22 protein-coding genes are annotated in these 21,056 nt (G+C 64.2%); 11 read left to right on the forward strand and 11 right to left on the reverse strand.

Annotated features, from left to right (window positions below):
* Window positions 1-230: 230 nt before the first annotated feature.
* From ACYU03_RS09815 to ACYU03_RS09825, 3 genes are all read right to left on the reverse strand, one after another.
* A complete protein-coding gene (locus ACYU03_RS09815) occupies window positions 231-713 on the reverse strand; it encodes an HvfX family Cu-binding RiPP maturation protein (protein WP_461890182.1) in 483 nt (160 codons plus the stop codon).
* Between the two features lie 289 nt (window positions 714-1,002).
* Complete coding sequence (locus ACYU03_RS09820) at window positions 1,003-2,292, reverse strand: sensor histidine kinase (RefSeq protein ID WP_461891435.1); 1,290 nt, start codon at window positions 2,290-2,292, stop codon at window positions 1,003-1,005.
* 8 nt (window positions 2,293-2,300) lie between these two features.
* Complete coding sequence (locus ACYU03_RS09825) at window positions 2,301-3,041, reverse strand: response regulator (protein WP_461890184.1); 741 nt, start codon at window positions 3,039-3,041, stop codon at window positions 2,301-2,303.
* Window positions 3,042-3,261: 220 nt separating this feature from the next.
* Between ACYU03_RS09825 and ACYU03_RS09830 the strand changes: the two genes are divergently transcribed.
* On the forward strand, window positions 3,262-3,525 hold the full coding sequence (locus ACYU03_RS09830; protein WP_461890186.1) for a DUF2790 domain-containing protein: 264 nt from the start codon (window positions 3,262-3,264) through the stop codon (window positions 3,523-3,525).
* A 26-nt stretch (window positions 3,526-3,551) separates the two neighbouring features.
* A complete protein-coding gene (locus ACYU03_RS09835; protein ID WP_461890188.1) occupies window positions 3,552-4,136 on the forward strand; it encodes a thioredoxin family protein in 585 nt (194 codons plus the stop codon).
* Between the two features lie 99 nt (window positions 4,137-4,235).
* Here the strand turns inward: ACYU03_RS09835 and ACYU03_RS09840 are convergent, their stop codons facing one another.
* On the reverse strand, window positions 4,236-5,243 hold the full coding sequence (locus tag ACYU03_RS09840; RefSeq protein WP_461890190.1) for a GlxA family transcriptional regulator: 1,008 nt from the start codon (window positions 5,241-5,243) through the stop codon (window positions 4,236-4,238).
* A gap of 167 nt (window positions 5,244-5,410) precedes the next feature.
* Between ACYU03_RS09840 and ACYU03_RS09845 the strand changes: the two genes are divergently transcribed.
* The 3 genes from ACYU03_RS09845 (at window position 5,411) to ACYU03_RS09855 (ending at window position 6,711) form a co-directional block, all read left to right on the forward strand.
* On the forward strand, window positions 5,411-5,623 hold the full coding sequence (locus ACYU03_RS09845; protein WP_461890192.1) for a PLD nuclease N-terminal domain-containing protein: 213 nt from the start codon (window positions 5,411-5,413) through the stop codon (window positions 5,621-5,623).
* Window positions 5,624-5,720: 97 nt separating this feature from the next.
* Window positions 5,721-6,167, forward strand: a complete 447-nt coding sequence (locus ACYU03_RS09850) for a RidA family protein (protein WP_461890193.1) — start codon at window positions 5,721-5,723, stop codon at window positions 6,165-6,167.
* A gap of 40 nt (window positions 6,168-6,207) precedes the next feature.
* Window positions 6,208-6,711 carry a GNAT family N-acetyltransferase gene (locus ACYU03_RS09855; RefSeq protein ID WP_461890195.1) on the forward strand — a complete coding sequence of 168 codons (504 nt, stop codon included), beginning with the start codon at window positions 6,208-6,210 and terminating at the stop codon, window positions 6,709-6,711.
* Window positions 6,712-6,723: 12 nt separating this feature from the next.
* Here the strand turns inward: ACYU03_RS09855 and ACYU03_RS09860 are convergent, their stop codons facing one another.
* Together ACYU03_RS09860 and ACYU03_RS09865 are read right to left on the reverse strand one after the other, a co-directional pair.
* Complete coding sequence (locus ACYU03_RS09860; protein WP_461890197.1) at window positions 6,724-7,548, reverse strand: aldo/keto reductase; 825 nt, start codon at window positions 7,546-7,548, stop codon at window positions 6,724-6,726.
* Window positions 7,541-9,271 carry an FAD-dependent oxidoreductase gene (locus tag ACYU03_RS09865; protein WP_461890199.1) on the reverse strand — a complete coding sequence of 577 codons (1,731 nt, stop codon included), beginning with the start codon at window positions 9,269-9,271 and terminating at the stop codon, window positions 7,541-7,543. The genes ACYU03_RS09860 and ACYU03_RS09865 overlap by 8 nt, the downstream gene beginning before the upstream one ends.
* Before the next feature lie 183 nt (window positions 9,272-9,454).
* Here ACYU03_RS09865 and ACYU03_RS09870 point away from each other — a divergent pair, with 183 nt between their 5' ends.
* The 3 genes from ACYU03_RS09870 to ACYU03_RS09880 all read left to right on the forward strand — a co-directional run bounded on the left by ACYU03_RS09870 (window position 9,455) and on the right by ACYU03_RS09880 (window position 12,063).
* Window positions 9,455-10,231: an IclR family transcriptional regulator gene (locus ACYU03_RS09870; protein WP_461890201.1), complete on the forward strand. Its 777-nt coding sequence runs from the start codon at window positions 9,455-9,457 to the stop codon at window positions 10,229-10,231.
* 89 nt (window positions 10,232-10,320) lie between these two features.
* Entirely contained in the window at window positions 10,321-11,136 is an 816-nt protein-coding gene (locus ACYU03_RS09875; protein WP_461890203.1) for a sugar phosphate isomerase/epimerase family protein, read from the forward strand.
* 48 nt (window positions 11,137-11,184) lie between these two features.
* On the forward strand, window positions 11,185-12,063 hold the full coding sequence (locus ACYU03_RS09880) for a DMT family transporter (RefSeq protein WP_461890205.1): 879 nt from the start codon (window positions 11,185-11,187) through the stop codon (window positions 12,061-12,063).
* Window positions 12,064-12,231: 168 nt separating this feature from the next.
* Here ACYU03_RS09880 and ACYU03_RS09885 read toward each other — a convergent pair whose 3' ends face one another.
* Window positions 12,232-13,605 (reverse strand): MFS transporter, encoded by a 1,374-nt coding sequence (locus tag ACYU03_RS09885; RefSeq protein WP_461890207.1) that lies wholly within the window; start codon window positions 13,603-13,605, stop codon window positions 12,232-12,234.
* Between the two features lie 517 nt (window positions 13,606-14,122).
* Between ACYU03_RS09885 and quiC the strand changes: the two genes are divergently transcribed.
* Window positions 14,123-16,030 carry a 3-dehydroshikimate dehydratase QuiC gene (gene quiC / locus ACYU03_RS09890; RefSeq protein ID WP_461890209.1) on the forward strand — a complete coding sequence of 636 codons (1,908 nt, stop codon included), beginning with the start codon at window positions 14,123-14,125 and terminating at the stop codon, window positions 16,028-16,030.
* A gap of 82 nt (window positions 16,031-16,112) precedes the next feature.
* The gene (locus ACYU03_RS09895; protein ID WP_461890211.1) at window positions 16,113-16,784 is read left to right on the forward strand and encodes a TetR/AcrR family transcriptional regulator; all 672 of its coding nucleotides are present in this window, start codon (window positions 16,113-16,115) and stop codon (window positions 16,782-16,784) included.
* A gap of 114 nt (window positions 16,785-16,898) precedes the next feature.
* Here the strand turns inward: ACYU03_RS09895 and ACYU03_RS09900 are convergent, their stop codons facing one another.
* Entirely contained in the window at window positions 16,899-17,753 is an 855-nt protein-coding gene (locus ACYU03_RS09900) for a shikimate dehydrogenase (protein WP_461890213.1), read from the reverse strand.
* Complete coding sequence (gene aroQ / locus ACYU03_RS09905) at window positions 17,750-18,199, reverse strand: type II 3-dehydroquinate dehydratase (RefSeq protein WP_461890215.1); 450 nt, start codon at window positions 18,197-18,199, stop codon at window positions 17,750-17,752. The genes ACYU03_RS09900 and aroQ overlap by 4 nt, the downstream gene beginning before the upstream one ends.
* Before the next feature lie 169 nt (window positions 18,200-18,368).
* On the opposite strand from aroQ, the gene ACYU03_RS09910 reads away from it, so the two are divergent.
* Window positions 18,369-19,274, forward strand: a complete 906-nt coding sequence (locus tag ACYU03_RS09910) for a LysR family transcriptional regulator (RefSeq protein ID WP_461891436.1) — start codon at window positions 18,369-18,371, stop codon at window positions 19,272-19,274.
* Between the two features lie 25 nt (window positions 19,275-19,299).
* On the opposite strand, the gene nfsB is transcribed toward ACYU03_RS09910, so the two are convergent.
* Together nfsB and ACYU03_RS09920 are read right to left on the reverse strand one after the other, a co-directional pair.
* Window positions 19,300-19,953 carry an oxygen-insensitive NAD(P)H nitroreductase gene (gene nfsB, locus ACYU03_RS09915; protein ID WP_461890217.1) on the reverse strand — a complete coding sequence of 218 codons (654 nt, stop codon included), beginning with the start codon at window positions 19,951-19,953 and terminating at the stop codon, window positions 19,300-19,302.
* 43 nt (window positions 19,954-19,996) lie between these two features.
* The gene (locus tag ACYU03_RS09920) at window positions 19,997-21,007 is read right to left on the reverse strand and encodes a zinc-binding alcohol dehydrogenase family protein (RefSeq protein WP_461890219.1); all 1,011 of its coding nucleotides are present in this window, start codon (window positions 21,005-21,007) and stop codon (window positions 19,997-19,999) included.
* Window positions 21,008-21,056: the final 49 nt, after the last annotated feature.

The raw sequence follows: 21,056 nt of genomic DNA on the forward strand, positions 1-21,056 counted from the left end.
GCTCCCACATCGTGATGGACCGAAGTTTTAGCCTTGGTTTGTACGACAGAGATATCGAGGTGGCCGCAACAAGCCCCACACAATCTTTCGCCCTGCACCAAGGCTACTGTGGGAGCGGCCTTGTGTCGCGATGCGCCGCGTGGGCGGCGCGGTATCTCAAGAGCGCCATAGGGCTCAGGGTATGCACCCGGTTGCCCGCTGATTCCCCCAGCAATCCGTAAAGAACCTTTTTATTGCCCGCGCCGCAGCCAGTGGTCCAGGCTCAACCGGCCCGAACCTTTGAGCAGCAGTGGCAGCAGGGCCACCAGGTAGATCAGCGGTAGCTTGAAGTTGCCGTGGCCCTGGTCGGTGATCGCATACCCCTGGGCCAACTCCGCCAAGCTCGACCAATGCGCCGGCCAATGCACGGCAGCGATCGCCACCAGGGTCACCACCATCAGCACCAGCGCCGCCAGGCGCGTGCCCAGTCCCAGCAGCAGGAGCAGGGGGCAGATCAGTTCGGCCCACATCGACAACTGCCAGTTCAGGCCTGCCGGCAACAGGTCGAAGGGGAAGGGAAAGTTCGATTGCAGTTGCTCGAACCAGTTCTCGCCGTTGAACTTCTCCCAGCCGGATTCGAAAAACTCCCAAGCCAGGAATAGCCGCAACGGCAGGTCGGCGCTCCAGGTGCCGAGACGGTCAAGGGCGGAGAAAGGGCGTGCAAGGGTGATCATGGTCGGTTTCCTCGGATCAGGGGAGAATGGTGGCGGCCCCGGGCGCGCTGACGGGGGCCGTGAACAGTTTCCAGCCCGAGGGTAGGGCGATGGCTTTCATGTGAGAGCTCCCGGGGAGACCGGCGACGGCGGGATGCTGTCGCTGCGGTGTTGGGGAGTCTGGCAAGCGGGATTATCTGCAGTGTGTCGGGGAGAGGCGCTTGTGTATCGCTGTGTAGCGAAAGCGCTGGTGCGGCTCCCCGACTTGACCTCGATTACGTCAGTAAGGGCGCTAACAACGGCGACCGTATCAGCGCAATTCGATCTGCGCGCAAAGCCCGCCACCGCTGCGGTTGCTCAAGGTCAGCGTCCCGCCGATCACCTGGGTCAGTTGCTGGGCAATCGCCAGGCCAAGGCCGGTGCCGCCGGTGCTGCGGTTGCGTGAACTTTCCACCCGGTAGAAGGGCTTGAGCACTTCGTCCAGTTCTTCGGCGGGGATTCCCGGTCCTTCGTCCAGCACCCGGATCAATGTGGTGCCATCGCTGTCGCGTTGTACTTCCAACTGCGCGGCGCCAGCGAACTTCAGAGCGTTGTCCAGCAGGTTCACCAGTACTCGACGCAAGGCATGGGGCCGTGTCTCGATCAGGGTGTCGGTGGTGCCGCAGCGTTGTACTTGGGCACCGCTGTCCTGGTAGTCAAACACCAGGCTGTCGAGGAAGGCGTCGAGGTCGATTCGGCAACTGGCCTCGGTGCTGCTATCCATGCTACGGGCATAGGCCACACCTTCGCGCACCAAGTGCTCCATGGCGTTCAGGTCGTGCCAAAGTTTGTCCTTTTCGACGCTGTCATCCATTACCTCGACCCGCAGCTTCATGCGTGTGATGGGGGTCTGCAGGTCGTGGGAAATGGCGGCCAGCAACTGCATGCGCTCCTTCAGGTAGGCGGCGATCCGCGCCTGCAGGGCATTGAAGGCCACGGCAGCGTACTTCACCTCGCGCGGCCCACTTTCGTCCAGGCGCGGCCCGGGCGTATTGGGATCGAGGTTGTCCACTGCCTGGGCCAGGCGGGTCAACGGGCGGATGGCGGTGCGCACCGCCAGCCAGGTGCACACCAGCAACACAGCCAGTTGGATCAACAGCACCACTGGCAGCCAGCTGGCCAGCGGCACGGGGGCGGGGGTAACGTCGATGGTCAGCGGCGCGCCGTCGGCCAGGCGCAGGTGGCCCTGGAAGTGCGGGCGCGGCCCGGGGATTTCCTGGAAGGTCAGGTGGTAGTCCCGGCCGATGGCCTTGGCGATCGACTCGGCGGCCATGGGCGGGGCCTCGCTGGGCATGACCTGGCCCGCCTCGCCGTCATCCAGGCGATAGCGATAGTTGTGCCGCTCCAGCAGCGGCAGCCAGGCCTCGCGCTCGGCGGCGGGTAGACGGTCGAGGATCGCGACCGAGGTGGCTACGTCCAGCTCCAGGTTGTTCAGCATCATCGAGCGGGCACTGATATAGCGCTCATAGAACTGCAACCCGAACGACAGCCCGTAGGCCAACACCAGCCCGGTGAGGAAGATCAGCGCCAGGCGCGAGGCGAGGGTGCGCGGCCAGCGCAGCAGGCGCTTCATGCTGGCGACTCGAGCAACTGAACAGGCAGGGCGAACACATAGCCCTCGCTACGTACCGTCTTGATGCAGGCAGGCTCCCGGGCATCGTCCTGCAGGCGCTGGCGCAGGCGGCTGACCAGCAGGTCGATGGAGCGGTCGAAGATATCTGCCTCGCGGCCCTGGGTGAGGTTGAGCAGTTGTTCGCGGCTGAGCACCCGCTGTGGGTGGTCGAGGAATACCCGCAGCAGGCGGTACTCGGCGCCGCTCAAGGCCACCAGGGTGCCTTCGCGGTCGAGCAAATGACGGGCGGTGGTGTCCAGGCGCCATTGGCCAAAGCCGATCAGCCGGCTGCTTTCGCTGATGGTCAGGTTCGGCGGCAGCATGCGCGTGCGGCGCAGCACTGCATTGATCCGCGCCAGCAGCTCGCGGGCCGAGAAGGGTTTGGTCAGGTAGTCGTCTGCGCCCATCTCCAGGCCGATGATGCGGTCGGTCTCGTCGTTGCGTGCGGTAAGCATTAGCACCGGCGTGTTCCTGTGCTTGCCGGCCCGCAGTTCGCGGCACAGGAGCAGGCCGTCGTCGCCCGGCATCATGATGTCGAGGACGATCAGGTCGACCGTGTTGGCTTCGAGGAAGGCACGCATCTGCCGGCCATCGGCGACGATGCTCGTGCGCAGGCCGCTCTTTTTCAGGTAGTTGCCGACCAGCTCGCGGATCTCGCGGTCGTCGTCGACGATAAGAATGTGATCGACATGCTCCATGTGGCGTGTCCTGTTTCAGTGGGAGTGAGTGCAGTTTACCGAGCGCGCGGGCGCTTGCCTGCTGGGGTTTGTATTGCAGTGTATCTGGCGTGGCGGCAGATACAGGGCGAAGCACGACAAGGTGTGGGCCGACACATCCGGGATACCTCCCTGGCTTGAAATGGCTCTCGACCGGAAGGCCGAACCTTCCTACCCGAGAACCTCGTACAGGAGATCCACCATGAACTTCAAGACTCTCGCCAGCGCCAGCCTCTTCGCCCTGCTCAGCTTCGGTGCCCTCGCTGCGCAAGCCAATGACCGTGCCAGTGCGATGCAGTACAGCTACGGTGACCATCTGGATGTGAAGAAGGTGTTGGCCGTGCAGGACGACCAACGCAATGCCTGCGGCGTGGTCAACACCCGTATGGACTACCTCGACTCCCAAGGCCAGCAACAGAGCGTGCAGTACCGCACCTACGCCACTGGCGGCTGCCACGAAAGCTGAGTCGCGAGCATAAGGAAACCCTGCTGATGATCACTACGCTCGGCGGCGCTCTGCGTCGCCTGCGCCCTTCGCGGCGCAACGGCCTCATCGCCCTGGCGCTGGCAGCCACCTTGGCTTGCCTGGGAATTGGTGGCCGGTTGCTGGCTGGCACTTCAGTGTCGCCGGTCAGCCTCGGCCCGATGCCCTCGCTCGATGGTGCGGTGCAATGGCTCAACTCGCCACCACTGGACCGCCAGGCCCTCGCGGGCAAGGTGGTGCTGGTGGACTTCTGGACCTACGACTGCATCAACTGCCGGCGCAGCCTGCCCTACGTCAACGAGTGGGCCCGGCGCTATGCCGACCAAGGCCTGGTGGTTGTCGGCGTGCATACCCCGGAGTACGACTACGAACACGATATCGACAACCTGCGCGGGCAGATCAAGGCGCTAGGCATCGACTACCCGGTGGCGGTGGACAACCGTTATGCCATCTGGAATGCCTTCAACAATCAGTTCTGGCCGGCGCATTACTTCGTCGACCGCCAGGGGCAGGTGCGCCATGTGCATTTTGGTGAGGGTGACTATGACGGGCAGGAGCGGGTGATCCAGCAGTTGCTCGATGAGGGACGGTAAGCCTGCGCAAGGGTGCTTGAGCGATAGTGCAAGACACCTGCAGGTGTCCATTTTCGCGGCTGGCACAGGACCTGTAGGCGATGGGCTGCGTGGCAGGCCTCACTCGCCGAGGCGCTGCTCCCGCGAGGGTGGATAGCCGAAATACGCCGCATAGCACTTGCTGAAGTGCGACACCGAGACGAATCCGCAGGCTACTGCCACTTCCATCACCGACAGGTCGGAGTACTGCAGCAGACGGCGGCTCTTGGTGATGCGCAGTTCCATGTAGTAGCGCCGTGGCGAGGTGCCGAGCTGGGCTTGGAACAGTCGGTCGATCTGCCGTCGTGAGCGGCCGCTGTAGGCGGCGAGCTGGTCGAGGCTGAGGGTTTCCTCCAGGTTGTTCTCCATCAGCTCGACGATGGTGCGCAGGTGCAGGCTCATGGACTTCTTCGCCCCAGGCCCCACCTGCCGATAGCGTGCACCGGAGAACGACAGGATCTCTTCGACACCTTCGGCCAGGCCATCGCCATGCAGGCTACGCAGCAGGCCGAGCATCAGTTCCATGGCGCCATTGGGGCTGGCGGCGGTGAGGCGGTCGCGGTCGAGGGTGAAGCTGGCCGGGGTGAGGCGGCTCTGTGGGCTGCGCTCGGCGAGGCTGGCCCGTTGTTCGGGGTGGATGCTGCAATCGTAGTCGGCCAGCACGCCGGCACGGGCGAGGAAGTAGGCGCCGTTCCACAAGCCGCCCAGAGCGACCTCGTGGGCGGCGCAGTCGCTGAGCAGGCGGTCGAGTTCGGGGTACTTGAGCGGGGTGCGCAGGCCGCCGCAGATCACCAGCAGGTCGAGTGTCTTCAACTCGCGCGGGTCGAGCTCGGTGGTGACGAGTTCCAGGCCGAGGTCGCTGAGCACACGATCGCCAGCCAGCGACAGGGGGGCGAACTCGAAGCTCTGGCTGCGCAGCAGGTTGGCCGTCACCAGTACGTCCATGGCCACGGTGAAGCTGGCCATGGAGAAATGTTCGAGCAAGACGAAACCGACCCGGTAGGCCGACTGCGCCTCACCGGCGGCGGACTTGAGGCGCAGCATGTTCGAGGTGCTGCTTTTCTTGCTGAATTGGCGAGGGATGGACACGTGTGACTCCGTTACGCTGCTGGGCGGCGATGAGTGTGCTTCGCGGACGTGGGAAACACAACCAGACGGCAGCTGCCGTGCCAGTGTGGCCAGGCGCGGACAAGATCCGACTGAACCCTTGGCCGGTGTGTCCGCCAAACGCAGTACCTACTGACGGGAGAGCACTTATGGAAATTGGAACAATCTGGATCATCCTCGCCGCGCTGCTGGTCCTTCTGGAAGTCTGGGCTATCTGGCACATCATCGGCAGTGACCACCGGGCCGAGCGCAAGATGCTGTGGATCGTCTTCGTCGTGTGCGCCCCGGTCATCGGCCTGATCGCTTGGGCGTGGCTGGGACCCAGGGCGGTCAAGGGCAAGGCGGTACTTGAGGAAAAGTGACGCTCGAGCCGCTTGACCTCTAGTTAGCTCGAGGTTCGATACTCCGGTACTTCTCATGCCAAGGCCTATTCCTGGGCCCTTTCCAAGGAGCAGCACCATGAGCCAGCCAAGCCCCTTCGTCCTGTCCAACCCCGAGGGCCTGTATGACCCGAGCGGCAACGGCTATTCCCATGTCGCCGAGGTCCGTGCGGGCATGCGTTTGCTGTATATCGCCGGGCAGGGCGGGGAAGACAGCCAGGGCGACCTGTCGCCGTTGTTCGCCGAGCAGGCCCGGCAAGCGCTGGCCAATCTGGAGACGGCGCTGGCCTCCAAAGGCGCCACGCTGGCGCGGGTATTCAAGCTGACCCTGCTGATCGTCGACCACTCCGAAGGCCGCTTGCGCCAGTGGGTCGCTGAGGCCGACCGGGCCTGGGGCGAGCATATGAAGCCGGCCTGTACCTTGATCCCGGTGCCACGCCTGGCGCTCGATGGCATGCTGATCGAAGTCGAGGCCGTGGCGGCGTTGCCCGGCGAAGAGGCTGGCAAATCCTCCGGCCCCCGATAGAATTGCCCCCCGCCATTCTTTGCAGCCAGCGAGCACCGCCATGTCCGGCCCGACCCTCGAACTGATCCAGACCGTCCCCGAGCAGGCCGGGCTGATCCGCAACCTGTACCAGTTCTACGCTTACGAGTCCTCGGACTGGGAGCAGGAAGACGTCGAGGTGGACGGCCGCTTCTACATCCATGACGCGCACATGGAGCGCTACTGGCAGGCTCCGGGGTGGAGCGCCAACCTGTTGCTGGTCGATGGCTTCATTGGCGGTTTCGTGCTGGTCGAAAAAAGCGAGCTTCCAGGCCTGGATGCGTTGGAGCTGGCGGACCTGTTCATCTTGAAGAAGTACCGCCGCCAGGGTATCGGTCGCGCCGTGGCCGGCCAGCTGCTATGTGGCGGTCAGGACGCCTGGCTGGTGCGCTACTACCGCCAGGACGAAGTCTCGGTGGCGTTCTGGCAGGCAGTGATGAGTGACTTGCCACGGCCGGCGCGGATGATCGAACTGGATGACGGGCCGGACTTGCTGAACATGCTGGTCTCGCCCGTCAGCCATTGAGCCCGCGTCTGCTCAGCTATCCCACTGCGGTGCGAACTCCGGGTTGACCACACGGTGGTGCTTGGGTAACCCGGCGATCAGGGCGCGATCCTGGTCATCGAGCTGCACCTTCAAGGCATCCAGATTGGCCTGTTGGTTCGCCCGGCTGCTGGCCTTGGGGATCACCGCGACGCCGTCCTGGTCCAGCAGCCATTTCAGGGCCACCTGGCTGGGCAGTACGCCGTGTCTGGCGGCCATGTCGCGGATCGCTCGCTGCTCCGCCGCCAGGCCACGGGCCAAGGGGGTGTAGGCGATCAGGGCGAGGTCGTGCTGGCGGGCATAGCTGAGCAGGGGCTGCTGGTCGAGCAGCACATGGTATTCCACCTGGATGGCAGACAACGGTGCGCCCAGTTCCTCCACGACCTTGCGCAGCAGCGGCAATGGGAAGTTGGCCACGCCGATGCAACGGGCCTTGCCTTCGTCGCGCAGGGCCACCAGGGCGTCGATGCTGCGCGCCAGGTCCCAGTCCTTGGCCGGCCAGTGGATCATGAACAGGTCGACCTGCTCGGTACCCAGGGCGCGGAGGCTGTCTTCCAGGGACTGGCGCATGGCCTGGGGCTGCAAGCGGTCCCACCAGACCTTGGTGGTCAGGTGGATGTTCTCGCGTGGCACCTCGCTTTCACGCAGGGCCTGGCCGACTGCCGCTTCATTGTCGTAGGCGGTGGCGGTGTCGATATGCCGGTAACCCAGCTCCAGCGCCTGGCGTACGGCGCGGGTGCAGTCGTCGCCGGTCATCGGCCAGGTGCCGAGGCCGAGGCAGGGCATGTCCAGGCCTTGGCGGTTGGTGAGCCTATGCATGGGGGACTCCTTGTTCAGGGTGAGTGAGGCCGGCTGCATGGCAACCGGCGATGTAGCCGAAGGTCATGGCCGGACCGAGGTTGATGCCGCCAGATGGGTAGTGCCCGCCGAGCACGCTGGCCATGTCGCTGCCTGCCGCATAGAGCCCGGGGACCGGCTGGTCAGCGGCGTCCAGCACCCGCGCCTGGCCGTCGGTGCGCAGCCCGGCGAAGGTGCCGAAGCAGCCGGGTTGTACCTTGACTGCGTAGAACGGGCCCTGTTCGATCGGCGCGACACAGGGGTTGGGCCCCTGGTGCAGGGCATCGCCGCTGCGCCGGTTGAATGCCGTGGTGCCGCGACCAAAGGCCGGGTCCTGGCCCAAGCGAGCATGCTGGTTGAACTGACTGACTGTTTCCACCAGCCCGGCGGGGTCGATGCCGCAGGCTTGGGCCAGTGCTTCGAGGGTAGAGCCACGCTTGAGGTAGCCGCTGCGCAGGTGTGCTCGTAACGGCAGCGGAGCAGGGCGGGCGATGCCCAGGCCGTAGCGGCGTTGGAAGCGGTGGTCGCAGATCAGCCAGGAGCACGCCTCTTCGTCCTCTGGCACAGCCTTGAGCATCGCATCCACGTAATCGTAGTAGCCGCCGGCCTCGTTGACGAAGCGCCGGCCATTGCGCAGCACACCGATGATGCCGGGCTTGCCGCGGTCGATGATATGCGGGAAGTGGCCAACGCTGCCGTCGCTGTAGGGCACTTTGGAAACGGGGGCCCAGGCCACCGGCGAGCGCAGGTCGTCGGCGACCTGGCCACCTGCCGACTCCCCCAGGCGCAGGCCATCGCCGGAGCAGGACAGAGGTGGCAAGGCCAGGTTGTCGTGGCCACTGGTATCACGCGGGAACAACGCCTTGCGCCGTTGCGGATCGTTGGGAAAACCGCCAGCGGCGAGCACCACGGCGTTGGCGTGGATCGCCAGCTCGCTGCCCTGGTGCTCGACCCGCGCTCCCCGTACCTGACCCTGCTCGATGATCAGGCTCAAGGCGGGTGTCGATGCCATCAGATGCACCCCGAGGTCCTGTGCCGAACGCGCCAGCCGCGCCACAAGCGCCACGCCATTGACCAAGTGCATGGCCCGGCCATGGCGAGCCAGATGATAGAGGTGTGTGAGTACGCGGCGGTTGACATGGGCCAGGGCACGCAGGGAGCGGGTCATGCCTAGGAACGCGGCAAGGTCCGCGCCGGCCATGATTGGCATGCCGATGAACGAGGTTTCGCGCAGGGTCTTGCGCAGGCGCGGCAACAGATCGAGGACCTGGCGGGCATCGTAGGGCGCGGCGATCAGTTGGTGGCCGCCGGTGGCAGCGCCAGGGGTGTCGCCATGCATGTCGGGAATACCGTTGCCGTCGACGAACTGCAAGGTGGTATGACGCTCGAAGAAGTCGACCATCGCCGGGCCCGCTTCGAGAAAAGCATCCACCAGCTCGGCGCGGTAATGCACGCCGAGCTCATGGCGTAGATAAGTGCGCGGCTGCTCGATCTCTTCTTCGATACCCGCGCGGCGGGCCAGCGGGTTGCGTGGCACCCACATCCAGCCGCCGGACCAGGCGGTGGCACCGCCGAATACCGGGGCCTTCTCCACCAGTACGACCTTTTGCCCGTGATGGGCCGCAGTGACGGCAGCGGCAAGGCCGGCCGCGCCGGAGCCGATCACCAGCAGGTCACAGGTTAGGGAAGCGGGAGGTGCAGTCATCCAGGTACGGCCTCAGATATTGGAACGGAGTTTCATATTTCCCCATGTGCAAGCCTGCTTTCCAGACTGATTGGGCGAAAGTGGTCGATCATCGAACAGAAAGTGATGCAATGCCGTTCCGGCTTTTACTCATTGGGCGCTGTCTTCTAGAATCGCTTAACTTTCATCAGGATTCCGAAAACCATGGCCGGCAGCCAGATCGAACGTGCCTTCAACCTCCTTGAACAGCTCACCGCCGACGCCAGGGGCCTGCCCTTGCAGGCCTTGGCCGATGAGTTGCAGATCCCCAAGAGCGCCGCTCACCGCATGCTCGGCGAGTTGATCCGCCTGGGCTATGTGCGCCAGAACCAGGAGAACAGCCGCTATCAACTGTCCACCCGCCTAGTGGCCCTGGCCTTTCGCTACCTGGGCAGCAGCGGTGTCGATATCGTCGAGCCCATCCTTGACCGGCTGGCCAGCGACACTGGCGAACTGGTGCGCCTGGGCGTGATCGAGGGGGACCGCTTGACCTGGATCGCCAAATCCCAGGGGGCCCGTTCCGGTTTGCGTTACGACCCCGACATGGGCCGTGACGCGCCGCTGTTCTACACCGCCTCCGGGCATGCTTGGCTGGCCAGCCTCAGCGATGCCGAGGCGCTGGTGCTGGTGGAGCGCCAGGCTGGCGAGGCACCGCTGGACCTCGGGCCGAACGCGCCACGCAACAATATCGAACTGCTCGAACGCCTGCGCCTAGCCCGCGAGCACGGCTATGCCTGGGTGATCGAAAGCTCTGCCGTCGGCACCTCGGCCCTGGCGGCGGTGGTGCGAGACCCTCGCACAGGCAAGGCCTGTGGTGTGCTCAGTGTCGCCGGCCCCAGCGCCCGGCTGCCGGAAGCGCGCATTCATGAATTAGCGCCGCGGTTGTTGGACGCTGCGGCCGAGCTGTCGGCGGCCAGTCAGGCGTCCAAGCTGTTCGGTTGAGCAAACGGAAAAGACTCAAACCCTTGCGCCGAACGGCGATCCTGTTCTAAATAATGCGAACGCCAATTATGGAACGGAGTTCTGGAAATATGAATCAACGGGTCTTTTCCCTTGCCGCCTTGACCGTTCTGGAGCTCTCGCCCCCCGAAATGATCGACGTAGCAGCCCGCACCGGCTATAGCCATGTCGGCTTGCGTCTGGTGCCTGCGACTGCCGAGGAGCATCATTTTCCCCTGGTGGCCGATGCCGGGCTGCGTCGCCAGACTCTGGCGCGTCTGCGTGACAGCGGCATCCGGGTGTTGGACATCGAGATTCTGCGACTCAAGCCGGACACCTGCGTATCTGACTTCGAACCCATCCTGGCCGTCGGCGCCGAGTTCGGTGCCAGCGAGGTGTTGGTGGCCGGCAATGACCCTGACGAAGCGCGGCAGACCGAGCGCTTCGCCGAGCTGTGCGATCTGGCTGCTGCCTACGGCTTGCACCCGAGCCTGGAGTTCATGCCTTGGACCGACGCCCGCGACCTGTCGCAGGCGCTGCGCATCGTCGATAATGCCGGCCGCGCCAATGGCGCCGTGCTGGTGGACGCCTTCCATTTCGACCGTTCGGCCTCTCGTCTCGAGGATTTGGCGCGGGTTGGGCCTGAGCGCCTGCGCTACGCTCAGCTGTGCGACGTGGCGGGCCCTCGCCCGCAGGACATGGCGGAAATCCTCCGCCAGGCACGCAACGAGCGGCGCTTTCCCGGCGAAGGTGACTGCGACCTGCGCGGGCTGCTGCACACCTTGCCGCCTGCCATTGCCTTGAGCCTGGAAATCCCGACGCGGCACCTGCTGGAGCAGGGCGTCGACGCCGAAACGCGTGCACGCCTGGCCTTGGACAAGGCACGGACGCTGTTGCAACACCTTTGAGGTCAGACCCTGGCGCGGCATAGGGCCGCGCTTCTTCTCGAGATCGCCATGAGTTCCAGTACGCCGCTGTCCGGAGTCAACCAACCGCTGCGAGGCATCTTGCTGGTGGTGGGCGCTACCTTCCTGTTCGCCAGCCACGATGCCCTGTCCAAGTTCCTCGGTGGCTTGTACCCGATCATCATGGTGGTCTGGGCGCGGTACCTGGTGCACACCTTGCTCATGGCCGGGATCTTCCTGCCCCAGGCCGGCTTGCGCGTGCTACGCACCCGGAGACCGTTCCTGCAGTTGCTGAGGGCCTTGAGCCTGCTCAGCACCAGCCTGCTGTTCACCGCTGGCCTGCAGTACCTGCCGCTGGCCGAGGCCACGGCGGTCAACTTCCTGGCCCCGGTGCTGGTCACGGCGTTGTCGGTGCCGTTGCTCAAGGAACATGTCACCCGGGGCCAGTGGGCAGCGGTGGTGATGGGTTTTGTCGGCGTGTTGGTGGTGGTGCATCCGGGCGGGGAGCTGTTCACCCCGGCGATCCTGTTTCCCTTCGGCTCGGCCCTGGGGTTCTGCTTCTATCAACTGCTGACCCGCAAGCTGGCCGCCCATGACAGCCCGACCACCAGCAACTTCCTCGCCGGGCTGTGCAACACCTTGGTGATGACCGCTCTGGTGCCGTTCTTCTGGCAACTGCCGAGCCTGGGACATGGCCTGTTGATGCTGGCCCTGGGTGGTTGCGGGATGACCGCGCACTTGTTGCTGACCCAGGCGTTCCGCCATGCGGCCCCGGCGTTGCTGGCGCCGTTCGGGTATTGCCAGATCGTCTTCGCCGGGCTGCTGGGGCTGCTGCTCTTCAGCCAGATGCCAGACAACACCAGCTTGCTTGGCATCGCCATCATCTGCTTGAGCGGGCTGGGCGCGGCCTGGATGCAGCGGGGCAAGTAAACAGGCCTTTATCGCTTGTGGGCGGCGCGAAGCGTGCGCATCCCCGGCCCATCGCCAGCTGACGCTGGCTCCTACCTTGACACTGCAACCCCGGCAGAGCCTGCGACAGGCTGCCTGCCAGAAAGACGAAAGGCCCCTCACGGGGCCTTCCTTGCAACGCTTGTCCGGTCAGTTACTCAGCGCCCGCATACTGTTCTTGCGGCTGGCTTCGTACGCGTCCTTTTCCATTGGACGGGCATTTGGGGTGCCCAGGTCCTCCATGGCCAGGCGGTGGGTTTCTGGCGCCAGGTAGGCGGCGAGAGCGCACAGGCAGGTGATGAAGAAAGCCAGGCTGCCGATTACCAGCGGGATGTTGTCCGAGCCGGGCGGGGCGATGGTGGCGAACAGGGCTGGCAGCATGGCCGTGAGCATGGTGCCGATGTTCTGTGCGATGGACATGGCCGAGACGCGGTAGCGGGTCTGGAACAGCTCAGGGTAGAAGCTGGGGAACACCGCGTTGTAGCCCTGGTAGACCATGCCCCACATCAGGATCGAGGTGGCGAAGGCCAACGGCACGTTCTGGATGCTGATGGCGTAGAGGTAGGCGAAGGCGAGCAATCCCGAGCCCAGGCAGCCGGCGATCATGGTCGGGCGGCGGCCGATCTTGTCCGAGAGGTTGCCGACGAAGGGAATCACCAGCACCGCGACAATGTTGCCCACCACCGGAATCCACAGGTACACGCTCTTGTCGAAGCCGATGCCATAGGCCGGCTGCACTGCGTAGGCCGCGCCGAAGATGGTGGCGACCACCGGGATCACGTTCATCAGGGCCATGAACATCACCAACACCATGCACTTCCAGCTGTGGCGGAAGGCTTCGGTGATCGGCGACTTGGCGACCTTGTGCTGGCTCTCTTCCTGGACGAAGGCCGGGGTCTCGTGGACTTCGCGACGGATGATGAAGCCGGCGATCAGTACCACGGCGCTCATCAGGAACGGAATGCGCCAGCCCCACTCATTGAAGGCCTCGCTGGGCATGAAGTAGGCCAGTGGCAGGAAGACCGCGGCGGCCATGACCTGGCCGGCCTGCACGCCTTGCAGGGTGTAGCTGGCGTAATAGCCACGCCGGCCGAAGGGGGCGTGCTCCAGGATCATCGAGCTGGCCCCGGAGATTTCTCCGGCCACGGCGAAGCCCTGGACCAGGCGCAAAAGCACCAGCAGGGCCGGGGCGAGGAAGCCGATGTCGTGGTAGGTCGGCAGCAGGCCCACGGCCATGGTCGAGATGCCCATCAGGAACATGCACAGCAGCAGCACGTTCTTGCGGCCACGGGTGTCACCCCAGTGGCCAAGCACGAAGGCGCCCACCGGACGCGCCAGGTAGCCGACGCCGTAGGTCGCCAGCGAGGCGACGATGGCCATTTTCGGGTCGGTGGAGGGGAAGAAGATCTGCGGGAAGATCAGCGCCGCCGCCTGGGCATAGATGAAGAAGTCGTAGTACTCGAGTGCCGAGCCTATCCATCCGCTGGCAGTTGCTTTCTTGGCTTGGGAGCTGGAGGTAGCCATCGTTGTCTCCGTTGTTTTTGTTAGTCCCGGATGGTGCGCGCTCTGCGCTTGCCCGAGGGCAACCGGGGTGCCGCTGTCCGGTTAGGTTCGCAAGTGGGGTCAGCGCAAGGTGGCAAGCGATAGCCGCCGTGTAGGCGGACTGCAAAGCGGGAACGGATGAGCAGGTGCGGTCTGCGAGGCGATGGAAGTGAGCATGAGTCGGTACCCGATTTATTGAACTTATTATGTCGTGACGCTGGGTTTGCCATCGCAGGACCTGCCGAATGACCGGGGCAACAAGGTTCCGGTCGGGGGCCTGCAACTGGGATGAATGTTTGCGCATGGGTCGAAAAGGGGTCAATTCGCTGAATCCGCTTTTGTTCGATAATCGAACAGAAAACTAACCGTTCCGTACAAAATGAATTGCTGAGGCGACTTTACCTGCCAATAATTCATCGTGCCAGGAACCCGAAAGGTTTTTGGGCCTCATTTTTCCGCTGCAGGCACCGCGCCTGCGCCTATAACAAGGAACTCCAGCATGCAGCGTTCGATTGCCACCGTGTCCTTGAGCGGTACCCTGCCGGAAAAGCTCGAAGCCATTGCTGCCGCCGGTTTCGACGGCGTCGAGATCTTCGAGAACGACCTGCTCTACTACGCCGGCAGCCCGCGGGAAATCCGCCAGATGTGCGCCGACCTGGGCATTGCCATCACCCTGTTCCAGCCGTTCCGCGATTTCGAAGGTTGTCGCCGCGACCGTCTGCAGAAGAACCTGGATCGTGCCGAGCGCAAGTTCGACCTGATGCAGGAGTTGGGCACCGACCTGGTGCTGGTGTGCAGCAACGTCCAGCCCGATGCCCTCGGAGATGAGCAGGTGCTGGTCGATGACTTGCGCCTGTTGGCCGAGCACGCCGGTGCGCGCGGCCTGCGTATCGGTTACGAGGCGCTGGCCTGGGGCCGGCATGTCAACACCTACCAGCAGGTCTGGAACCTGGTACGCCAGGCCGATCATCCGGCCTTGGGCGTGATCCTCGACAGCTTCCATACCCTGTCGCTCAAGGGCGACCCCAGCGCCATCCGCGACATCCCCGGTGAGAAGATCTTCTTCGTGCAGATGGCCGACGCGCCGATCCTGGCCATGGATGTGCTGGAATGGAGCCGTCATTTCCGCTGCTTCCCGGGGCAGGGCGAAATGGACCTGGCCGGTTTCCTCGCGCCGATCCTCAGTACTGGTTACCGTGGGCCGCTGTCGCTGGAGATCTTCAACGATGGCTTTCGCGCCGCGCCGCCACGACAGAACGCTGCCGATGGCCTGCGCTCGCTGCTTTACCTGGAAGAAAAGACTCGCCTGCGCTTGGAGCAGGCGGGGCAGGCGGTCGAGCCCGGCGTGCTGTTCACGCCACCGGCGGCCAGTCGCTACGACGGCGTGGAGTTCCTCGAATTCGCGGTCGACGAAGCCGTGGGCGCGCGCCTGGGCGGCTGGCTCAAGCGCCTGGGTTTTGCCCAGGCCGGCCAGCATCGCACCAAGGCGGTCAGCCTGTTGCGTCAGGGCGATATCAACATCGTGCTCAACGCCGAACCCTATTCCTTTGGCCACAACTTCTTCGAGTCCCATGGCCCTTCATTGTGCGCCACGGCGCTGCGGGTCCAGGACGGGCAGGCGGCGCTGCAGCGTGCTTGTGGCTACCGTGGCCAGCCGTACCGTGGCCTGGTCGGCCCCAACGAGCGTGAGGTCCCCTCGGTGCGCGCCCCGGACGGTAGCCTGATCTACCTGGTGGAGCAGGCCGACGACGGCCAGACCATCTACGACACCGACTTCAATCTCGACAGTGGCGCCAAGGCCGAGGGTGGCCTGCAGCGTATCGACCACATGGCCCTGGCACTGCCGGCCGAGTCGCTGGACAGCTGGGTGCTGTTCTACAAGAGCCTGTTCGATTTCGAAGCCGACGATGAAGTGGTGCTTCCCGACCCCTATGGCTTGGTAAAGAGCCGAGCCTTGCGCAGCCAGTGCAGCTCGGTGCGCCTGCCGCTGAACATCTCGGAGAACCGCAACACCGCCATTGCCCACGCGCTGTCCAGCTACCGTGGTTCGGGCGTGCACCACATCGCCTTCTCCTGTGATGACATCTTCCGCGAAGTGGCACGGGCCAAGGAGGCGGGCGTGCCCTTGCTGGAGATCCCGCTGAACTACTACGACGACCTGGCCGCGCGCTTCGATTTCGACGACGAGTTCCTCAGCGAACTGGCTTACTACAACGTGCTCTATGACCGCGACGCCCAGGGCGGCGAGCTGTTCCACGTCTACACCGAGCCGTTCGAGGAGCGTTTCTTCTTCGAGATCATCCAGCGCAAGAACGGTTACCTCGGGTATGGCGCGGCCAATGTCGCCGTACGCCTGGCCGCCATGGCCAAGGCCCGCAGCGGCGCGGCCCGCAAACCGGTGCTCTGAGCCCCATGGGCGGGTGCAGGCTTCCCTGTGCCCGCTCGGTCACGGATAATCCCCTCATTCCTACAACAGTCTGTGAGTCGGTATGAGTGATTCCGTAGTCAGCCTCGGCCTGCCTGAAGTCGACGGGGTGCGCAAGTCGCGCAAGAACAACCCCGAAAAAACGCGCGAGGACATCCTCCAGGCCGCCATCACCGAATTCGTCCAGCAGGGGCTGGCTGGCGCGCGGGTCGATGCCATCGCCGAGCGCACTGCCACCTCCAAGCGCATGATTTACTACTACTTCGGCAGCAAGGAGCAGCTTTACGTCGAGGTACTGGTCAAGCTCTACGGCGATATCCGCAAGACCGAGCGCAGCCTGGACATGGAGTCGCTGCCGGCCGAGCAGGCCATCCGCCGCCTGGTGGAGTTCACCTTCGACCACCATGACCGCAACGTCGACTTCGTGCGCATCGTCAGCACCGAGAACATCCATTACGGCGAGTACGTCAAGCAGTCTCCGGTGATCCGTGAGATGAGCAGTATGGTCTTGGACGCGTTGGGCAAGACCCTGCGCCGCGGGGAAGAAGAGGGCATATTCCGCCCGGGAATCGAAGTCATCGACTTGCACATGCTGATGAGTTCGTTCTGCTTCTACCGCGTGTCGAACCGCCATACCTTCAGCGAGATCTTCCAGATCGACCTGTCTGACGAAGCGATCAAGCAGCGGCACAAAGAAATGATCTGCGAGGCGGTGCTGCGCTATATCCGGGCGTGACCGCTGACGCGGCAGGTGAGGGATGAGGGGCAGGCTCCTTTTGCACGACGCGGCCCCGAAAGTTGGGCAGGCTTGCCAGCGCATGGGGCGTCACTGACGCCCCGCGATTTCTGATCAGCTGAAGCTGGCGAAGTGCGCCTGCATCCTCTGCGCATCCGCTTGCCGCCCGCTGAACAGCTCGAATGCCTTGACCGCCTGGAACACCGCCATGGTACCGCCATCCAGGGTGCGACAGCCCAGTGCCCGGGCATGGCGCAGCAGTTCGGTTTCCAGCGGGAAGTAGATGATCTCCGCCACCCACAGCCTCGGGTGCAGCAGTTCCACCGGCAACGGTGTACCGGGCAGCTTGGCCATGCCCACCGGTGTGGTGTTGACCAGGCCATCGGCAGCGGCCACGGCAGCCGCGAGGTCACCGCCGAGTACCGCCCGGCCTTCGCCAAAGCGTCCGTTCAGGTTGTCCACCAGCGCCTGGGCGCGATCGGCGTCCACCTCGAACAGCAGCAACTGTTCGACCCCTTCGCTAAGCAACGCATGGGCCACCGCCGAGCCTGCGCCGCCCGCGCCCAGCTGCACCACCTGGCGCCGCGCCGCATCCGGTAGGCCCCGGCGAAAGCCTTCGGCAAAACCCAGGCAATCAGTGTTGTGGCCAACCCGTTTGCCATCCTTCAGCACCACCGTATTGACCGCGCCGATCCCGCTTGCCTCATCGGACAGTTCGTCGAGCAACGGCAGGATCGCCTGCTTGAACGGATACGTCACATTCAACCCGGTGAAGCCTGTGTGCTGCGCCGCATCGAGCAACTGGGGCAGAGCATCGTCAGCCAGGCCGAGCTGGTCCGCATCGATCAGCCGATAGAGGTAGCGCAAGGACTGGGCGTCGCCTTCGCGCTCATGCAGGGCAGGGGTACGGGATGCCTGGATGCCGCGCCCGATCAGGCCGGCGAGGATGCCCTGGGGAGAAGCACTCATGCGCCTGCCTCCTTGAGCGACTGGGCGAAGTACTGCAAGCCCAAGCTATAACCTTGGCTGCCGAGCCCACAAATCACCCCGACGGCAATCGCCGAGACGAAGGACAGGTGGCGGAAGGGTTCGCGCTTGTGCACGTTGGACAGATGCACTTCGATCACTGGCAGTTCGCTGGCGACCAAGGCATCGCGGATGGCGACCGAGGTGTGGGTCCAGGCCGCGGGGTTGATCAGGATCCCTGCGCAGCGTCCGCGGGCGCCGTGAATCCAGTCCAGCAGCTCACCTTCATGGTTGGTTTGGCGGAACTCGATCTCCAGCCCACATTCATGGGCGCTGTCGGCGCAGAAGCGAGCGAGGTCGGCGAGGGTTTCGTGGCCATAGGTGGCCGGTTCGCGGGTGCCCAACAGGTTCAGGTTGGGGCCGTTTAGCACGAGGATGCGGGGTTTCATGGGGCATCTCATTGTTGTTATTGGATGCCTTGATATTTGTACTATCCGGTTAGTTTCGTCAATTGAAGGGAATGGACCTTGACCAGAAATTGGGCGATTATCGGCCAGCATTCTTAGCAACAATGAAAAACACGCCGGATCCAGGAGCAATTTCGCCTCGATGAAGAAAATAGTCCGCATCGATGACCTGCAAGTCTTCGTCTCCACCGTCGCGGCCGGCAGTTTTTCTGCTGCGGCGCGTCAGCTCGACATTTCCCCTGCGCTGGCCAGCGGCGCCATCCAGCGCCTTGAGCGCAACCTGGGTATCCGCCTGTTCGTGCGTTCCACGCGCCGTCTTCGCCTGTCGGATGATGGTGAGCGCTATTTGCCCCATGCCAAGGCGGCCCTGGAGGCCTTGGTCAGTGGAGAGATGGCGTTGGAGGAGGCTCGGGCCGACATCGCCGGGGTCATCCGGCTGTCCATGCCGTCAGACCTGGGACGCAATGTGCTGCTGCCCTGGCTCAATGATTTCCAGGCCGAACATCCGCGGGTGCAGTTGCAACTGCGCATCAGCGACCAGGTCGCGGATTTCTTCAGCGATCACCTGGATGCGGGCATCCGTTATGGACAGTTGGCGGACTCGGGGCTGGTCTCGCTGCCGTTGGCACCTTTCAACCGCCGCACGGCCTGCGCGTCGCCCGAATACATAGCCCAGCATGGCGCGCCGCGTTCCCCTGAAGAACTCAGCCGGCACAACTGCCTGCGCTATGTCATGGGTGAGCATACTCATGAGCGCTGGAGCTTCCACGGAGTGGAAGGGGTGAGGACCATCGTGGTGACAGGCGATCGGACCTGCGACGATGCCGATATCGTGCGGCGTTGGGCCTTGGCGGGATTGGGGATTATCTACAAGTCGAAGATCGACGTGATCGACGACCTGCGGGCGGGGAGGCTGGTGGAGCTGTTCCCTGACGATGTGGGCCAGCCGGCGCCTCTGCAACTGGTGTGCGCGCACCGCCACTCGCTGACGCCGGCTATCCAGCAGTTACGCACCTTCCTGGCCGAACGCTGCGAGCGGTTGCTGGGCGCGCCGTAATCGGCGGGCCCAGTGAGAGCCCGGCTCAGAGGTAGGTGAACACTTGCTCGGCGCTCAGGCGCGATTTGGGCAGTTCGGCGTTGAAGTCGCTGTCGCTGCGGTAGCCGAGGCTGACCAGGACCAGGCTGGTGTAGCCCTGGGCGCGCAGGCCCAGTTCTTCGTCGAGCTTTTTGAAGTCGAAGCCTTCCATAGGGGTGGCATCCAGGCCCAGCGAAGCGGCGCCCAGCAGCAGGGTGCCCAAGGCCAGGTAGGTCTGTTTCTCCATCCAGTGCTGCAGATCCTTCAGGTCATGGCGGTGCAGCGTCACGTAGCTGCGGCGGGTTTTGTCCTGGCCGGCCTTGGCTTCGTCGTTCTTGAAGCGGCCGTCGCGGGCTTCCTGGGCGAGCACGGCTTGCAAGTGTTCTTCGGTCATGTCGGTGCGAGTGCACAGCACGATCACGTGGGAGGCATTGAGGACCTTGGGCTCGTTGTAGGCGAAGCTGCCTTCGGTGCCCTTGGCGATGCGCGCCTTGCCTTCCTCGGTGGAGGCGACCACGAAGTGCCAGGGCTGCGAGTTGACTGAAGACGGGCTGTGGCGCAGTTGGTCGAGCAGGGTGTCGATGGTTTCCTGCGGGATCTTGCGGGTGCCGTCGAAGGCTTTGGTGGTGTAGCGGCGTTTGGCGAGGCTTGCGAGTTCCATAGGGGCTCCGGTGGATGGCTTGGGTGTGGGCGCTGCGAGGGGGTCAGAAACCTTCGAGGACGATCTTGCCCCTGGCCTTGCCGCTTTCGATGACAGCATGGGCGCGCCGCAGGTTGTGGGCGTTGATGGTACCGAAATGTTCGCCCAGGGTGGTTTTCAGCACGCCCTGGTCGATCAGTCCGGCGATGCGTTCGAGCAGTTCATGCTGCTTGATCATGTCGGCCGTCTGGTACAGCGAGCGGGTGAACATCAGCTCCCAGTGCAGCGACAGCGACTTGCGCTTCATCGGCACGACGTCGAGCTGGGCCGGGTCGTCGATCAGCGCCAGTTGGCCTTGCGGGCGCAGAGCCTTGACCAGTTGGGCGAAGTGGTTGTCGGTGTGGGTCAGGCTGATCACATGGTCTACTTCGCCGATGCCGATCTGCTTTAACTGCTCGGGAATGGACTGACTGTGGTCGATCACATGGTGCGCGCCCAGGTCCTTGACCCACTGCTGGGTCTCTGGCCGCGAGGCGGTGCCGATCACGGTCAGGCCGGTGAGCTGGCGCGCCAGCTGGGTCAGGATAGACCCTACGCCGCCGCCGGCGCCCACGATTAGCAGGCTCTGGCCTGCGCCGCCGTTTTCCGGAATGCCCAGGCGGTCGAACAGCAGCTCCCAAGCGGTGATCGACGTCAGCGGCAGGGCCGCGGCGCTGGCGTCGTCCAGGGACTTGGGCTTGTGCCCGACGATGCGTTCGTCCACCAGGTGGAATTCGCTGTAGCTGCCGGGGCGGTCGATGGCGCCGGCATAGAATACCTCGTCGCCGGGTTGGAACAGTGTCACCTCGCTGCCGGTCTCCCGCACTACGCCGACCGCATCCCAGCCTATTACGCGGGGTTCCGGGGTGGCGCCGCTGCCGGCGCGGATCTTGGTATCGACTGGGTTCACCGATAGGGCCCGCACTTCTACCAGCAGGTCACGCGGTCCCGGTGCGGGCTTGGGCAGTTCGCTGTCGAACAGCGCGAGGGGGTCATCAATGGGCAGGCCGTGCTGGGTGAAGACAATGGCTTTCATCAGGTTCATCCCGGAGTTCGAGGGCGTGGAAAAGATGGGGGAAGACTAG

Source organism: Pseudomonas sp. X10, from assembly GCF_054889225.1.

What these genes read in the sequence shown, in the direction of transcription:
- ACYU03_RS09815 (WP_461890182.1), bottom strand. Translation starts at nt 713, where the DNA reads ATGATCACCCTTGCACGCCCTTTCTCCGCCCTTGACCGTCTCGGCACC.
- ACYU03_RS09825 (WP_461890184.1), bottom strand. Translation starts at nt 3,041, where the DNA reads ATGGAGCATGTCGATCACATTCTTATCGTCGACGACGACCGCGAGATC.
- ACYU03_RS09830 (WP_461890186.1), top strand. Translation starts at nt 3,262, where the DNA reads ATGAACTTCAAGACTCTCGCCAGCGCCAGCCTCTTCGCCCTGCTCAGC.
- ACYU03_RS09835 (WP_461890188.1), top strand. Translation starts at nt 3,552, where the DNA reads ATGATCACTACGCTCGGCGGCGCTCTGCGTCGCCTGCGCCCTTCGCGG.
- ACYU03_RS09845 (WP_461890192.1), top strand. Translation starts at nt 5,411, where the DNA reads ATGGAAATTGGAACAATCTGGATCATCCTCGCCGCGCTGCTGGTCCTT.
- ACYU03_RS09850 (WP_461890193.1), top strand. Translation starts at nt 5,721, where the DNA reads ATGAGCCAGCCAAGCCCCTTCGTCCTGTCCAACCCCGAGGGCCTGTAT.
- ACYU03_RS09855 (WP_461890195.1), top strand. Translation starts at nt 6,208, where the DNA reads ATGTCCGGCCCGACCCTCGAACTGATCCAGACCGTCCCCGAGCAGGCC.
- ACYU03_RS09860 (WP_461890197.1), bottom strand. Translation starts at nt 7,548, where the DNA reads ATGCATAGGCTCACCAACCGCCAAGGCCTGGACATGCCCTGCCTCGGC.
- ACYU03_RS09865 (WP_461890199.1), bottom strand. Translation starts at nt 9,271, where the DNA reads ATGACTGCACCTCCCGCTTCCCTAACCTGTGACCTGCTGGTGATCGGC.
- ACYU03_RS09870 (WP_461890201.1), top strand. Translation starts at nt 9,455, where the DNA reads ATGGCCGGCAGCCAGATCGAACGTGCCTTCAACCTCCTTGAACAGCTC.
- ACYU03_RS09875 (WP_461890203.1), top strand. Translation starts at nt 10,321, where the DNA reads ATGAATCAACGGGTCTTTTCCCTTGCCGCCTTGACCGTTCTGGAGCTC.
- ACYU03_RS09880 (WP_461890205.1), top strand. Translation starts at nt 11,185, where the DNA reads ATGAGTTCCAGTACGCCGCTGTCCGGAGTCAACCAACCGCTGCGAGGC.
- ACYU03_RS09885 (WP_461890207.1), bottom strand. Translation starts at nt 13,605, where the DNA reads ATGGCTACCTCCAGCTCCCAAGCCAAGAAAGCAACTGCCAGCGGATGG.
- quiC (WP_461890209.1), top strand. Translation starts at nt 14,123, where the DNA reads ATGCAGCGTTCGATTGCCACCGTGTCCTTGAGCGGTACCCTGCCGGAA.
- ACYU03_RS09895 (WP_461890211.1), top strand. Translation starts at nt 16,113, where the DNA reads ATGAGTGATTCCGTAGTCAGCCTCGGCCTGCCTGAAGTCGACGGGGTG.
- ACYU03_RS09900 (WP_461890213.1), bottom strand. Translation starts at nt 17,753, where the DNA reads ATGAGTGCTTCTCCCCAGGGCATCCTCGCCGGCCTGATCGGGCGCGGC.
- aroQ (WP_461890215.1), bottom strand. Translation starts at nt 18,199, where the DNA reads ATGAAACCCCGCATCCTCGTGCTAAACGGCCCCAACCTGAACCTGTTG.
- nfsB (WP_461890217.1), bottom strand. Translation starts at nt 19,953, where the DNA reads ATGGAACTCGCAAGCCTCGCCAAACGCCGCTACACCACCAAAGCCTTC.
- ACYU03_RS09920 (WP_461890219.1), bottom strand. Translation starts at nt 21,007, where the DNA reads ATGAAAGCCATTGTCTTCACCCAGCACGGCCTGCCCATTGATGACCCC.